General features: G+C 65.3%; 13 protein-coding genes. 11 read left to right on the top strand and 2 right to left on the bottom strand.

What is annotated here, in order from left to right:
• The first annotated feature begins 159 nt into the window (after nt 1-159).
• The 7 genes from OCK02_RS07885 to OCK02_RS07855 all read left to right on the top strand — a co-directional run bounded on the left by OCK02_RS07885 (nt 160) and on the right by OCK02_RS07855 (nt 7,876).
• On the top strand, nt 160-1,143 hold the full coding sequence (locus OCK02_RS07885) for a substrate-binding domain-containing protein (protein ID WP_263812547.1): 984 nt from the start codon (nt 160-162) through the stop codon (nt 1,141-1,143).
• A gap of 133 nt (nt 1,144-1,276) precedes the next feature.
• The gene (locus OCK02_RS07880; protein WP_263812546.1) at nt 1,277-2,791 is read left to right on the top strand and encodes a sugar ABC transporter ATP-binding protein; all 1,515 of its coding nucleotides are present in this window, start codon (nt 1,277-1,279) and stop codon (nt 2,789-2,791) included.
• On the top strand, nt 2,784-3,815 hold the full coding sequence (locus tag OCK02_RS07875) for an ABC transporter permease (RefSeq protein ID WP_263812545.1): 1,032 nt from the start codon (nt 2,784-2,786) through the stop codon (nt 3,813-3,815). Before OCK02_RS07880 ends, OCK02_RS07875 begins: the two co-directional genes overlap by 8 nt.
• A complete protein-coding gene (locus OCK02_RS07870; RefSeq protein ID WP_263812544.1) occupies nt 3,812-4,798 on the top strand; it encodes an ABC transporter permease in 987 nt (328 codons plus the stop codon). Before OCK02_RS07875 ends, OCK02_RS07870 begins: the two co-directional genes overlap by 4 nt.
• Nucleotides 4,799-4,809: 11 nt before the next feature.
• Nucleotides 4,810-5,658, top strand: a complete 849-nt coding sequence (locus OCK02_RS07865; protein WP_263812543.1) for a sugar phosphate isomerase/epimerase family protein — start codon at nt 4,810-4,812, stop codon at nt 5,656-5,658.
• Nucleotides 5,659-5,720: 62 nt separating this feature from the next.
• Nucleotides 5,721-7,169 carry an FGGY-family carbohydrate kinase gene (locus OCK02_RS07860; RefSeq protein ID WP_263812542.1) on the top strand — a complete coding sequence of 483 codons (1,449 nt, stop codon included), beginning with the start codon at nt 5,721-5,723 and terminating at the stop codon, nt 7,167-7,169.
• Nucleotides 7,170-7,171: 2 nt separating this feature from the next.
• Nucleotides 7,172-7,876 (top strand): class II aldolase/adducin family protein, encoded by a 705-nt coding sequence (locus tag OCK02_RS07855; RefSeq protein ID WP_263812541.1) that lies wholly within the window; start codon nt 7,172-7,174, stop codon nt 7,874-7,876.
• A 70-nt stretch (nt 7,877-7,946) separates the two neighbouring features.
• Here OCK02_RS07855 and OCK02_RS07850 read toward each other — a convergent pair whose 3' ends face one another.
• A complete protein-coding gene (locus OCK02_RS07850; RefSeq protein WP_263812540.1) occupies nt 7,947-8,333 on the bottom strand; it encodes a c-type cytochrome in 387 nt (128 codons plus the stop codon).
• Between the two features lie 502 nt (nt 8,334-8,835).
• Between OCK02_RS07850 and OCK02_RS07845 the strand changes: the two genes are divergently transcribed.
• The 3 genes from OCK02_RS07845 (at nt 8,836) to OCK02_RS07835 (ending at nt 12,463) form a co-directional block, all read left to right on the top strand.
• Nucleotides 8,836-9,303 (top strand): (2Fe-2S)-binding protein, encoded by a 468-nt coding sequence (locus OCK02_RS07845; protein ID WP_230806676.1) that lies wholly within the window; start codon nt 8,836-8,838, stop codon nt 9,301-9,303.
• An 11-nt stretch (nt 9,304-9,314) separates the two neighbouring features.
• A complete protein-coding gene (locus OCK02_RS07840; protein ID WP_263812539.1) occupies nt 9,315-11,516 on the top strand; it encodes a xanthine dehydrogenase family protein molybdopterin-binding subunit in 2,202 nt (733 codons plus the stop codon).
• A 329-nt stretch (nt 11,517-11,845) separates the two neighbouring features.
• On the top strand, nt 11,846-12,463 hold the full coding sequence (locus OCK02_RS07835; RefSeq protein WP_263812538.1) for a TerC family protein: 618 nt from the start codon (nt 11,846-11,848) through the stop codon (nt 12,461-12,463).
• A gap of 92 nt (nt 12,464-12,555) precedes the next feature.
• Here the strand turns inward: OCK02_RS07835 and OCK02_RS07830 are convergent, their stop codons facing one another.
• The gene (locus OCK02_RS07830) at nt 12,556-13,446 is read right to left on the bottom strand and encodes a LysR family transcriptional regulator (RefSeq protein WP_263812537.1); all 891 of its coding nucleotides are present in this window, start codon (nt 13,444-13,446) and stop codon (nt 12,556-12,558) included.
• 154 nt (nt 13,447-13,600) lie between these two features.
• Between OCK02_RS07830 and OCK02_RS07825 the strand changes: the two genes are divergently transcribed.
• Nucleotides 13,601-14,590: an aldo/keto reductase gene (locus OCK02_RS07825; RefSeq protein WP_263812536.1), complete on the top strand. Its 990-nt coding sequence runs from the start codon at nt 13,601-13,603 to the stop codon at nt 14,588-14,590.
• Nucleotides 14,591-14,608: the final 18 nt, after the last annotated feature.

The following is a 14,608-nucleotide window of genomic DNA, read 5'->3' as shown; positions in this document are numbered from 1 at the left end:
ACCATCGATTGTGCAAAAAAGAAAGACCGATTGTGCAGGATGGTTCGCCGGAGGAGGCGGAACGGGAGGCAAGGGATACCCCTGGCCAAGGAGCAACCAGAAGAACCTGCCGCTGCGCGGCCGGTCGCTCGCCGATGCGAGCTTGGAGGAGGAGTGAACATGAGGAAGCTTGTTGTCGTGGCGCTTGCCGCATCGTTGTCGCTCGCCGGTGCGGTGGTTGCGTCTGCCCAGGATACCGGGAAGGTCGGCGTGGTCGTGAAGATCGGCGGCATCCCGTGGTTCAATGCGATGGAGGCCGGCATCAAGGAACAGGGCCAGAAGATCGGCGTCGACGCCTTCATGATCGGTCCGACCAGCGCCGATCCGGCGCTGCAGGTGCGCGCCATCGAGGACCTGATCGCCCAGGGCGTCAAGGTCATCGGCGTGGTGCCGAACGACGCCAAGGTGCTCGAACCGGTGCTCTCCAAGGCCCAGGCGGCCGGCATCAAGGTCATCACCCATGAATCGCCCGCCCAGAAGGGCGCCGACTGGAATTTCGAACTCGCCTCGTCCACCGGCTTCGGCGAAGCCCATGCCAAGCTTCTGGCCGAAAAGACGGGTGGCAAGGGCGAATATGCCGTCTTCGTCGGTTCGCTGACGGTGCCGCTGCACAATGCCTGGGCCGATGCCGCCATCGAATATCTCAAGGCGAACCATCCGGACATGAAGCTGGTCGGCGAACGATACGGCGTTGCCGAGGACGTGGACAAGAGCCGCTCCACCGCACTCGACCTGATCGCCGCCCATCCGGACCTCAAGGGCTTCCTCGCCTTCGGCAGCCAGGGTCCGATCGGCGCCGGCCGCGCCGTCGAGGAGCGTCGCAAGACCGGCGAGATCTTCGTGCTCGGCCCGTTCTCGCCCGGACAGGGCCAGAAGCTCATCAAGTCGGATGCGATTTCCGGCGGCTTCATGTGGAATCCGAAGCAGGCCGGTGAAGTCTTCGTCACCCTCGCCGATCGCATGATGAAGGGTGAGAGCATCAAGGAAGGCGACGACATCGTGGGGCTTGGCGTGATCAAGCCGGTCGGCAACGACATCATCGTCGACCAGCTTCTCCCCATCAACAAGGATACAGTCGACGAACTGGCCGCCATGGGCCTCTGAGAGGCCCCCTCCCGGGTGACGGGCCGGTCCTTGCGACCGGCCTGCCACTCGCGAATTGGAGGTTTCCGGCCGAAGCCGGAGCCAATGACGTCCCGTAACCTTGGCCGCAATTTCGGACTGGCAGGCAACCGACATGAGCACCGCAACGGATGAGGGCGCAAACGCCCGGCCGCTCCTTTCGCTCCGCGGCATCAACATGACATTCGGCGGGGTCAGGGCTCTGAAGAACGTGTCCTTCGAGGTGATGCCCGGCGAGGTCCATTGCCTGGCCGGCGAAAACGGCAGCGGCAAGAGCACGCTGATCAAGGTGATTTCCGGCGTCTACACGCCTGCTGCCGGCGCCGAGATCGTCTTCGACGGAGAGGCCATATCGCACATGACGCCCGGCATGGCGCAGGCGCGCGGTATCCAGATCATCTGGCAGGACCTCGCGCTGTTTCCGGAAATGAGCGTCGCCGAGAATATCGCCTTCCAGACCCTGTCGGGCGCGCGTCCGCGTCCCGTCAACTATGCCACCATCCGGCGTGTTGCCGAAGAGGCGCTCGCCCGGCTCGGCGTCAGCCTCGACGTCGACAGGCCGCTCAAGGACTATGCCATCGCCCAGCGCCAGATCGTGGCGATCGCCCGGGCACTGGTCGGGGAGGCACGCCTCGTCTTCATGGACGAGCCGACGGCCTCGCTGACCCAGTCGGAGACCGACCATCTGCTGGCGATCGTTCGCAATCTCTCGGCCTCCGGCGTCGCGGTGGTCTTCGTCAGCCATCGCCTCGCCGAGGTGCTGGAAATCTCCTCGCGCATCACCGTGCTTCGCGACGGTGCGCTGGTCGGCGTCTATCCCGTGGAGGGCATGACGCAGTCGAAGATCACCGAACTGATGACCGGCCGCACCTTCGACCAGAATACCCGCGCCCGCGATGTCTCAGGCAGTTCCGTCGTGCTCTCGGTTGGTAATCTTTCCCGCCCCGGCGAATTTAGCGACATCTCCTTCGACCTGCACCGCGGCGAAACGCTCGGGATCACCGGGCTGCTCGGCTCGGGGCGCACCGAACTGGCGCTGACGCTGTTCGGCATGCGCCGGCCCGCCTCCGGCACCGTCACGCTTTCCGGCAGGCCGGTGCGCTTTGCCTCCAACCGCGAGGCGATCGCAGCCGGGGTGGCCTATCTCTCGGAGGATCGGCTGTCGCTCGGCCTCAACCAGCCGCAGTCCATCGCCGACAATCTGGTCATGGCCTCGCTCAACCGCATCCTGAGCGGCCGGCTGATCTCGACGGAAAAGAAGCGGTCGCTCGTCTCGCGCTGGATCGCCGACCTCGGCGTCAAGATCGGCCGGCAGGACGATGCGATCTCGACCCTTTCGGGCGGCAACCAGCAGCGGGTGGCGATTGCCAAATGGCTCGCCACCGATCCCAAGGTGTTGATCCTCGATTCCCCTACCGTCGGCGTCGATGTCGGCGCCCGGGCCGGTATCTTCGAGATCGTCGCGCGGCTGGCCGAGGCGGGGCTTTCGATCATCCTGATCTCGGACGAGGTGCCGGAGGTCTATTTCAACGCGGACCGGGTCATCCACATGGAAAAGGGCCGTATCGCCGGCGTGTACGATCCGCGTGCCAGCACGCTGAAGGACCTGGAGGCTGCGGTCTATGCGTAAGCTGTTCCTGTCCCACACCACCGAATTCGTGCTGATCGGCGTCATCGTGGCGATGAGCGTCTTCCTCGGGTTCGCCACCGATCGCTTCCTGACGCTCGGCAATGCCTTCGACCTTCTCAACATCAGCGCCGTCAACATCATCTTCGCCGTCGGTCTGCTGGTGGTGCTGATCGCCGGCGGCATCGACATCTCGTTTGCGGTCGCAGCCTCGGTGGTGCAATACGTCACCGCGCTGGCGCTGGAGCGCATCGGCGGGGGCGGCTGGGTCTCTGGTCTCCTCATCGCCGGCAGCGCGGGCATTTTGCTCGGCGCGATCAACGCCTTTCTGATCCACCGTTTCCGCATCATCTCGATCGTCGTGACGATCGCCACCTTCAACGTCTATTTCGGCCTCCTGATGTTCTTCACCAAGGGGGTATCGATCTACAACCTGCCCGACTGGCTGACGACGCGCGTCATCGTCTACGAACGCGAGATGGCCGATGGCAGCTGGGCCGAGATCACCCTTCCCGTCGTCGTCATGGCCATCTGCGTGCTCGCCACCTGGCTGTTCATCAGCCGCACGACGACCGGCCGCCAACTCTATGCCTTCGGCGACAACCCGGAAGGTGCACGCCGCTTCGGCATCAACATCGGCGCCATGCAGTTCATCGCCTTCGGCTGGCTCGGCCTGATGGCGGGCATCGCCGGACTGATGCAGGCGCATTACGCCCAGGAGGTCGTGCCGAACGCGCTCTATGGCCGTGAGCTCGACGTGCTCGCCGCCGTGGTGCTCGGCGGCGCCCGGCTTGGCGGCGGCAAGGGCTCGGTGCTCGGCTGCGTGCTCGGCGTGCTACTCGTCTCCATCACCCAGAACGGGCTGAACCTGATGGGCGTCTCGCCCTTCGCCTTCAAGATGATCGTCGGCGCCATCATCCTCGCCGCGATCACGCTGTCGAGCGCTCGCCTCGAAAAGCTCGCGCCGATGCTTGCTCCCCGCAAACCGGCGGATGGCGAAGCCGCAGCAAGGGGAGAGAGCCGATGAGCGCATTCGCCGCCCGCTTCAACGCCATCTTCGGGGCCGACATGGCCGGTCCCTTCGCGGCGCTCGCCGCCGTGCTGGTCTTCTTCGGCTTCGCCTCGCCGCAGTTCCTGACGGGCGCGACCTTCGGGTCGGTGGCGTTCCAGCTGCCCGAGCTCGGCATCCTGACGCTCGCGATGCTGTTGCCGATCCTGACCGGCGGCCTCAATCTCGCGATCACGTTCACCGCCAACATCGCCGGCCTGACGCTCGCCTGGACGCTGCAGACCAATGGCGGCGCCGATGCCGGGCCTGCTGCCTTCCTGCTCGGCTCGGTTCTGGCGCTGGCGGTCGGCGGCGCCAGCGGCCTCGTGATGGGCCTCGTGATCGCCTTTACCCGAGCCCATCCGATTCTCGTGTCGCTGTCGATGATGATCTTCCTGCGCGGCCTCGGCGAATTTTTGACCCGCGGCGGCGATATCTCGGGCTTTCCAGCCTTCGTTTCTCCGATCGGCCACGGCAGCATCCTCGGTATCCCGGTGCCGCTGCTGATCCTGATCGCCTGCGTGATCGTCTGCCATATCCTACTGTCACGCTCGAAGCTTGGTTTTTCCACCTACATGATCGGCTCCAACATCGAATCCGCCCGCTATTCCGGCATCAACACGCGCAAGGTGCTGGTGCTGGTCTATGTGCTGTCGGGCGTGATGGCGGCGATCGCCGGCATCATCATGCTCGCCCGCTTCAATTCGGTGCGCGTCGGGCACGGGGAGTCCTACCTTTTGATCACCGTGCTCGCCTGCTTCCTCGGCGGCATCAATCCCTTTGGTGGCTTCGGCCGCGTCCTGCCCGTCTTCGTGGCGCTCGTCGTGCTGCAGCTCCTGTCCTCGGGGCTCAACCTGCTCGGCGCCAACCAGCATCTGACCACCGCCGTCTGGGGCATCCTGCTCATCGTCGTGATGGTGCTCCGGTGGTTCTCGGCAACGTTCGTCAAAATCGTGAAATAGGAGAAACGACCATGGAAGGTTTCGGCGTTCACACCAGCATGTGGACCATGAACTGGGACCGGGCAGGCGCCGAGAAGGCGATTGCCGGGGCTGTGCATTACAAGATGAACTTCATCGAGATCGCGCTTTTGAACGCACCTGCCGTCGATACGAAGCACACGCGCGATCTCTTGGAGAAGAACAGGTTGCGCGCCGTCTGCTCGCTCGGGCTGCCCGAACACGCCTGGGCTTCCGTCCGCCCGGATGCGGCGATCGAGCACCTGAAGGTCGCGATCGACAAGACCGCGGAAATGGGGGCGGAGGCGCTGTCCGGCGTCATCTTCGGCGGCATCGGCGAGCGCACCGGAGTTCCGCCGACGCAGGGCGAATACGACAACATCGCTAAAGTGCTCGAGGCGGCCTCGAAGCATGCCAGGCAGTACAATATCGAGCTCGGCGTCGAGGCCGTGAACCGCTACGAGAACCACCTGATCAATTCGGCGCAGCAGGCGGTCAACATGGTGGAGCGCGTCGGTGCCGACAACATCTTCGTCCATCTCGACACCTACCACATGAACATCGAGGAAAAGGGTGCTGCGAACGGTATCCTGGTCGCCCGCGATCACCTGAAATACATCCACCTCTCCGAGAGCGACCGCGGCACGCCGGGCTACGGCAACATTCCGTGGGACGCGATCTATGCAGCCCTCGCCGCGATCGGTTTCAAGGGCGGGCTTGCCATGGAGAGCTTCATCAACATGCCGCCGGAAGTGGCCTACGGCCTCGCCGTCTGGCGACCGGTCGCCCGCGACATGGAGGAGGTGATGGGCAACGGCCTGCCCTTCCTGCGCAACAAGGCCGAGCAGTACGGTCTGATCTGATCAGGTTGTCGAAAGCCCGCATTCCCGGGAGTCGGGAATGCGGCGCAGGAGGGGAGTGCACTGTGTCCGCTGATGCGTCCACCGCGAGCGTTGCCGTGCTCGATATCGGCAAGACCAATATCAAGCTCAGTGCCGTCACGCGAGACGGCGTGGTCGCGGAGACGCTCTCTGTCACCAATGCCGTGCTGTCCGGCCCGCCCTGGCGTCATCACGACCTCGCAGGGACCGGCGACTGGGTCCTCGACGGCCTTGCGGCCCTTTCCCGCCGCCATCCGATCGATACCTTCGTGGCCACCGGTCATGGTTCCGGCGCAGTGCTCGTCGGGCCGGATCCGGACGACGGGGGCGGCGTGGCGTTGCCGATGATCGACTACGAACAGCCGCTGCCCGAGGCGATCGACCGTGCCTATCGGCCGCTGGCCGGCTCCTTCCGCGACCGCGGCAGCAGGATCATGCACGGGGCGACCCATCAGGCCCGGCAGTTGCTGTGGATGGAGATCGCCGAGCCGGAGCGCTTTGCCCGCGCCCGCTGGCTTCTCTGCTCGCCGCAATATTGGGCCTTCAGGCTGACGGGCGTTGCGGCGGCGGAAGCGACGAGCCTCGGCGCGCAATCCCATCTCTGGAATACGCCGGATTCCTGCGCCGCTCCGATCGTCGCCGTGCGCGGCTGGCAGCGGCTGATGCCCAGATTCGTTCCTGCCTGGGCGAGCCTCGGCACGGTGCGCCCCGCGCTTGCCGCCCGTTTCGGCCTGCCGGTCGGCTTGCGGGTTCTGACCGGCATCCACGACAGCAGCGCCAATTTCTACCGCTACCAGGCCGCAGGCCTTGCCGATGCGGCAGTGGTTTCCACCGGCACCTGGATCGTCGGCATGAGCGCCGCAACCCCGCTCGACAGCGTGCGGGAGGAAAGCGGCATGACGATCAACAGCGACGTCTTCGGCAACCCCGTCGCCGGCGCGCTGACGATGGGCGGGCGGGAATTTACCCATGTGGCCGGCGAGACGGACAGTGCAGCAGTCGACCCCGCCCTGGCGCTGCGCCTCGTCGAGCGCGGCACCATGGCGCTGCCGACCTTCGGCGCCGACGACGGCTTCTTTCCGGGCAGCGCCGGACGCGGCGAGATCGTCGGGCCACCGCCGGAAACGGCAGCCGAGCGCAAGGCGCTCGCGACCCTCTACATGGCGCTCCTGACCGTGGAATGCCTCGACGCGCTTCAGGCGAAGGACCGCGCCGTGCTCGACGGCAGCTATCTGCGCGAGCCGCTCTACGCGCGGCTGGTTGCCGCGTTCCGGGCTGGCGGCGAGACGCTCTTCAACCTCGATGCCTACGGTGTTGCGACCGGTACCGCGCTGCTTGCTTCCCATGGCACGAGCCGGGCGCGCGACAGCCTGGCACAGCAGCGTCCCGATCCGTTTCCCGGTGCTGCGGCCCTGCTCGACGCCTATCGCGCGCGCTGGCGCGAAGCGGCCCACCGCCATCTTTCCTCTTCCGTATCGTCCCGAAAGGCATGAACATGACCGACACCACCGATATCGCCACCCTGCGTCGCCAGATGCTGGAAACCTGCCGCCGGATGAATTCGAGCGGTATCAACCAGGGCACCGCCGGCAATCTTTCCGTGCGCACCGGCAACGGCTTCCTCATCACGCCGTCCTCCATGCCCTATGACACGATGACGCCGGAGGATCTGGTGGAGATGGATTTCGACGGCACCTATGCCGGCCATCGCCCCTCGTCGGAATGGCGCTTCCACCGCGATATCCTGAAGAACCGGACCGATATCGACGTCGTGCTGCACTGCCATTCCATCTATGCGACGACGCTCGCCTGCCATCACCGGACGATCCCGAGCTTCCACTACATGACCGGGGTTGCCGGCGGCACGACGATCCGCTGCGCCGACTATGCGACCTTCGGCACGCAAGCACTTTCGGATGCGGCGCTGAAGGCGCTGGACGGCCGGCTTGCCTGCCTGCTCGGCCAGCATGGCCAGATTTCGCTCGGCAAGACGCTGGAGCATGCGCTGTGGCTGGCGATCGAAGTGGAGACGCTATCGCGCATGTATGTGCAGGCGCTGACCCTCGGCGAGCCGCCGATCCTGCCGGACGACGAGATGGAGCGGGTGATCGCGCAGATGAAGCGCATGAGCTACGGCCACGGGCCGGAGGCCGAAGGCTCCAACGACATTGCCCGCCCGAGGGGCAGGCTGCCGGAATGACGGGTCGCCTGCGTTCGGCACGCTGCCGCAGGTTCGAGCGCCCGCGGTGCGGACGCTCCACGCCGTCGGTTCAATCGGATGCCGTCAGGCTCTGCAGATAGGCGACGATGCCGGCGCGGTCCGATGCATTCGGCACCGAGACCGACATGGTGGTTTTCGGCACCAGTTTGCGCGGGTTGGTGATGTACGCCTCGATCTGCGCTGAGTCCCATGTCAGCCCGGATTGGCGAAGGGCCGGGGAGTAGCGGGCGCCCTCGACGCTTGCAGCCGGCCTGCCGATGACGCCGAAGAGATGGGGACCGACCCGGTTCTGCCCCTCCTGGACCGAATGACAGGAGCCGCACCGCTGGCGAAACAGGCGTTCGCCGGCGGTGGCATCCTGTGCCTGTGCGCCCCCGGATATCAGGACGGGAGCGGCAATTGCTGCGGAAAGCAGGGCAACGCGTAGACAGTGCATGAATTTCTCCGATGATGATGGGACAGGAATGCGCGGCAGCGGCGTGGCTGCCGGTGAGGAACAGGTCGTCAGGAGATAGTTCGGACGAGGCGCGCCGATAAGGACCGTGAATCCGGATAGGCCTATGCGCGTGGTTCATAACCGGTCGTCCCTGCCATGGCCGGGACGGTCGCTTTATCGCCATCCCGCCAGGCCATTCATGAACGTCACGCATAAAGCCATTCGATCTGACGGGGGTAATCGTGCCGCTGCATCGGTGATAGCCTGATCCTGCACAATTCCCTTCGCGAATCTCCGGCTGCGACAGGAATTCAAGTATGTTCCCGAGCGCAGGCTAATATTTCTGTAAAATCCTTAGCTTATCGCGCCATTTATCGTAGATGATACTTGAGAATATTAATCAAATATGGCGATCGTCAAGTCATATATTTTCACAGAAATTTGAGGATATCTTCGATTATTCATCCTGTATTTGGAAAATGACCAGTATGGGAGATTCATCATGGCGAAGCTGAACGTCAATGGGGCAGACGTCGATGTCGACGTCGAAGAAGATACACCGCTTCTGTGGGTGATCCGCGAGCACCTCGGCCTGACCGGAACGAAGTACGGCTGCGGCGTGGCGCAATGCGGCGCGTGTACGGTGCATATCGACGGCGTGGCGACGCGGTCCTGCGCGATGCCCGTCAACGCTATGACGCCCGACCAGAAGATCGTGACGATCGAGGCTTTGGGCACGGAGAAGCCGCATCCCGTCCAGCAGGCCTGGGCGGAGCTGGACGTGGCGCAATGCGGCTATTGCCAGGTGGGCATGATCATGACCGCCGCATCGCTGCTGGCGCAGAATCCCGATCCGAGCGACGACGACATCAGGGCCGAGATCACCAACATCTGTCGCTGCGGCACCTATCCGCGCGTTCTCGCCGGCGTGAAGCTGGCGGCCGAACGCATGTCCACAGACCGCGGTTGAGGAGGTCAGCGATGCAGCATCATCAAGACGTCCCTTCGGCCCGCGGCAGCCTCGCGCTCTCCCGACGCGGCTTTCTCGTTTCGGCGGCGGCGACTGCGGGCGCCTTCACGCTCGGCTTCACCGTGCCGGAAGCCGGCGAGGCCTTCGCCCAGGGCGCGACCCCGGAAGTGAATGCCTGGGTCGTGATCCAGCCGGACGAGACCGTCATCATCCGCATTGCGCGGGCGGAGATGGGGCAGGGGTCGCTCACCGGCCTTGCGCAGCTCGTCGCCGAGGAACTGGAATGCGACTGGGACCGCGTCCGCTTCGAACTGGTGAAGCCCGGCGAAAACCAGCGCCGGGACCGGGTGTGGCAGGACATGTCCACCGGCGGATCCCGCGCCATCCGCGGCTCGCACGACTATGTGCGCATGGGGGGTGCTGCCGCCCGGATCATGCTCGTTCAGGCGGCGGCCGACACCTGGGGCGTGCCTGCATCGGAATGCAGCGTCAGCAAGGGTACGATCACGCACGCGGCAAGCGGCCGCTCGACCACCTATGGTGCGATGGCGGAGGCGGCCGCGCGACAGGACGCGCCCACCGAAATCGCGTTGAAGGACCCGCAGGACTGGACGATCGCCGGCCAGCCGGTGAAGCGTCTTGATACGATGGACAAGCTCGACGGCTCCCTCGTCTACGGCATGGACTACACGATGCCGGACATGCTGGTGGCCGTTCCCATGGCCTGTCCGGTCCATGGCGGCAAGCTCGTCAGCTTCGATGCCGCGGCGGTGAGCGGCATGCGCGGCGTGAAGCATGTGCTGCGCGTCGACGACGAGACGGTGGCCGTCGTCGCCGACACCTTCTGGCGGGCCAAGACCGCGCTGGAGAGCCTGCCGGTCGTGTGGGACGAGGGAGAAAACGCCCAGGTCTCTTCCGCGAGCATTTCAGCGTTCATTCGCGAAGGGCTTTCGGCCGAGACCGGCTTCGTCGGAAACCGGGCCGGAGACGCCGCAGCCGTGCTGGCGGCGGCGGGCCGGGTGGTCGAAGCCGACTACAGCTTTCCCTTCCAGAACCATGCGCCAATGGAGGTTCTCTGCGCGACAGTCCGCTGGTCGCCGGAGCGCTGCGATGTCTGGGGGCCGACGCAGGTGGCGGAGGCGGCGCTGAGCGCGGTCGCCGATGCGGCCGGTCTGGCGCCGGAGAGCTGCGAGATCCACACGATGCGCATCGGCGGCAGCTTCGGCCGGCGCCTGCAGACGGACTACATTCGCATGGCGGTCAATATCGCCAGGCAGGTGCCGGGAACGCCGGTGAAGATGATGTGGACCCGCGAAGAGGACATGGCGCAGGGGCGCTTCCACCCCGTCACCCATTGCCGGCTGCGCGCAGCGCTTGACGACGACGGAAACGTCGAGGCGCTGCACATGCGGATCGCCGGCCAGTCGATCACGGCCTCCGTCCGCCCTGCGGCGATGACCGAGAACGGCGACCCCGTCATCTTCCAGGGGCTCGTTGCCGAGGGAGTCGAGGGAACGCTGGCCTACAGCTTCCCCAACCTGCTGATCGATTTCGCGATGCGCAATCCGCATATTCGGCCGGGATACTGGCGGGGGGTGAACCTGAACCAGAACGCGGTCTACATGGAATGCTTCATCGACGAGATGGCCCATGCCTCCGGGCAGGATCCGCTGGCGTTTCGCCGCAAGCTGATGGCGAACAATCCGAAGCATCTGGCCGTTCTTGAGGCAGCGGCGAGCGGGATCGGCTGGGAAACCGCGCCGCCGGAAGGCATTCATCGCGGCATCGCCCAGATCATGGGCTTCGGCAGCTATGTCGCCGCCGCCGCGGAGGTTTCGGTCACCGAAGGGCGGCTGAGGGTTCATCGGATCGTCGCGGCGACCGATCCCGGCCACGTGGTCAACCCGCAGCAGGTCGAGGCACAGGTCTCCGGCTCGTTTGCCTACGGGCTGTCGGCGGTGCTGTATGGCGCCTGCACCGTCGCCAACGGGCGGATCGAGCAAACCAACTTCGACAGCTACAACGTCATGCGGCTCGAAGACATGCCCGTCGTCGAAGTGATCCCGATGCCGTCCGGCGGCTTCTGGGGCGGCGTCGGCGAGCCGACGATCGCGGTTGCCGGGCCGGCGGTGCTGAACGCCGTCTTTGCCGCGACGGGAAAGCGGATCAGGGACCTGCCGCTGGCGGATTTCGACCTCACCTCCGGCAGCTGATCGGCCCATAGAGCACCGGATCGCCGTCCTTGCGGGACTGCGATCCGGTGCGTCCGGTCTTCGGGCGGACGCCCATGGCCTCCGGCCCGGAGGCTGTTCGCCGGCGCTCACGCCAAAGCAGTCCATTCTCCAAGGCAAGTGCCAGACATTGCCGGTTCATCCCGAGCCACTGCGGGCATTCGATGCGATCCTCCCGGTGCAGGGGAAATCGCAGCGGCCGCCCGGTCGCGCCGCTCATATTGGCGGCAGAGTGTGGCAGAAGCTCACTTGCGTGGGTTCGGCGGCGCGCCTATTGCTCCCGGCCGGTATTTCACCACGAGGCGCAAATCATGGAAATTTTCACATCGGCCGGTTTCCTGGCCCTCCTGCAGGTCATCATGATCGATCTGGTGCTCGCCGGCGACAACGCGGTGGTCATCGGCTTGGCGGCTGCCGGATTGCCGCTTGAGCAGCGCAGGAAGGCCATTCTCGTCGGTATCCTTGCGGCGACCGTCCTGCGCATCGCGCTCGCCAGCGTCACCGTCCAGCTGCTCGATATCATCGGCCTGCTGCTGGCCGGCGGCATTCTGCTGCTTTGGGTCTGCTGGAAGATGTGGCGCGAGCTTCGTGCTGCCGCAGGCATGGACCAGGAGGAAGGCAACGGCGTCGTTGCGCACAAGAAGACGTTTCTCCAGGCGGCGACCCAGATCGTCATCGCGGACGTATCGATGTCGCTCGACAACGTGCTGGCGGTTGCCGGTGCCGCCCGCGAACACCCGACCGTTCTCGTCATCGGACTGGCCCTTTCGATCGCGATGATGGGCATTGCGGCAAACTTCATCGCGCGCCTCCTCAACCGCTACCACTGGATCGCCTATATCGGCCTGGCGCTCATCCTCTACGTCGCCCTGCACATGATCTACCGCGGCTCGATCGAGGTGTGGCCGCATCTGGTCGCGGCCCTCTAGCCGGTTCCATGCCCTGACGATGCGGCGCCCGGGGAACGGGGCGTCGCTCTATCGGCCCGAACGTTGACCGGTCGCACTCGGCGGCCGCTATCCTAGCGATAGCGCAGGGCCTCGACCAGCAGCGCGAATGCCGGCGATGCCAGTCTTCGGCTGGGGTAATAGAGGTGATAGCCGGGAAAGGGCGGTGACCAGTCCTGAAGGACCGGGATCAGCTTGCCCTCGTCCAGAAGCGGCTGGAGATGGTCGTCGGGCAGGCAGGTCAGGCCAAGTCCGTCGACGGCCGCGTCGATGATCATCGGGACGTCGTTGCAGACGAACTGCCCTTCGACGCGCACGTTCAGCGGGCGGCCGTCACGCTCGAATTCCCAGGCATAGAGACCGCCCAGCGTCGGCATGCGCAGGTTGATGCAGCGGTGTTGCGTCAGGTCGTGCGGAGTGACCGGTTTCGGATGCCGCTCGAAATAGGCCGGGGATCCGGCGACGACCATGCGCAGTTCGGGGCCGATCCTGACGGCGATCATGTCCTTTTCGACGCGCTCGCCCAGCCGCACGCCCGCGTCGAAACGCTCGGCGACGAGGTCGACGAGCCTTTGCTCGATCGAGACCTCGACATTGATCTCCGGGTACTCCACCATCAGCGCCTTGACCGCGGGCATCAGGATCGTTTCGGCGGCGTGGCGGCTGGAGGTGATGCGGATCGTGCCGCCCGGCCGCTGGCGCATGGCGCTCAGGGCGTCGATCCGGCCTCGAATGTCGTTGAAGGCCGGACGCAGGGTTTCGGCCAGTTGCTCCCCGGCTTCCGTCGGAACGACGTTGCGCGTCGTCCTGGTCAGCAGCCGGACGCCCATGCGCTCCTCGAGCCGGCGGACGGTGTGACTGAGCGCCGACTGCGACGTGCCGAGCTGTGCCGCTGCGCGGGTGAAGCTGCGCTCGTCTGCGACCGCCAGGAAGGCGACGAGGTCGCCGAGTTCATCTCGCTTCATTCATGAATCCATAAGATATGTCCATGCGCAATTTAGCATCTAAAAGACGGCCTTCGCCAGCGTTAAGTTCCGTCCGGCATGCAAGCCAGCCTGTCGCCTGCTGCCCTGGCGGATCCGGATCGTCGCAACCGTCAAGCGAAGATGGAGAATTGACATGCAAAAGCGCACACTTGGAAAGAGCGGCCTGGAAGTCTCGGCGCTCGGATTCGGCTGCATGGGGCTGAACTTCGGCTACGGTCAGGCGCTCGGCAAGGTCGAAAGCATCAACCTCATCCGGGCGGCCGTCGATCGCGGCGTGACCTTCTTCGATACGGCGGAGGTCTATGGCCCCTTCACCAACGAGGAGATCGTCGGTGCGGCGCTGGCCCCGGTTCGTGACCAGGTGGTGATCGCCACCAAGTTCGGCTTCCGGATCGAGGACGGCAAATCGGCGGGGCAGGACAGCCGTCCGGACCATATCCGCGACGTCTGCGATGCCTCCCTCAAGCGGCTCGGCGTCGAGGTCATCGACCTCTTCTACCAGCACCGCGTCGACCCGAACGTGCCGATCGAGGATGTGGCCGGTGCGGTCAAGGACCTGATCGCCGAAGGCAAGGTCCGGCATTTCGGGCTCTCGGAGCCGGGCGCGCAGACCGTTCGCCGCGCCCATGCGGTGCAGCCCGTCAGCGCGCTCCAGAACGAATACTCGCTATGGACCCGCGGCCCGGAGACCAACGGCATCATCGCCGCCTGCGAGGAACTCGGCATCGGGCTCGTCCCCTACAGCCCGCTTGGCAAGGGGTTCCTGACCGGCACTTTCGGCAAGGACACGAAGATCGGCGAGAACGACTTCCGCAGCATCCTGCCGCGCTTCACCCCCGAAGCGATGGAGAAGAACCAGGCGCTCGTCGACCTCCTCAAGCGCATCGCCGGCGAGAGGCAGGCCACGCCCGCCCAGATCGCGCTCGCCTGGCTCCTGGCACAAAAGCCATGGATCGTGCCTATCCCCGGCACGACCAAGCTGCATCGGCTGGAGGAAAACCTTGGTGCGGTCGAGGTCGAGCTCACCGCTGCCGACCTTGCCGACATCGAGCGGGCGGCGGCGGAGATCCGGATCGAGGGCGAGCGCTATCCCGAGCAACTGCTGAAGACCACCGGTCTTTGAACGCCGGCGGGCACGGCA

The sequence above is a fragment of the Rhizobium sp. TRM96647 genome, assembly GCF_025780115.1.
Classification (GTDB): domain Bacteria; phylum Pseudomonadota; class Alphaproteobacteria; order Rhizobiales; family Rhizobiaceae; genus Mycoplana.
Note: the sequence above shows the minus strand (reverse complement) of the source record. Positions and strands in the feature narration are given on the sequence as shown.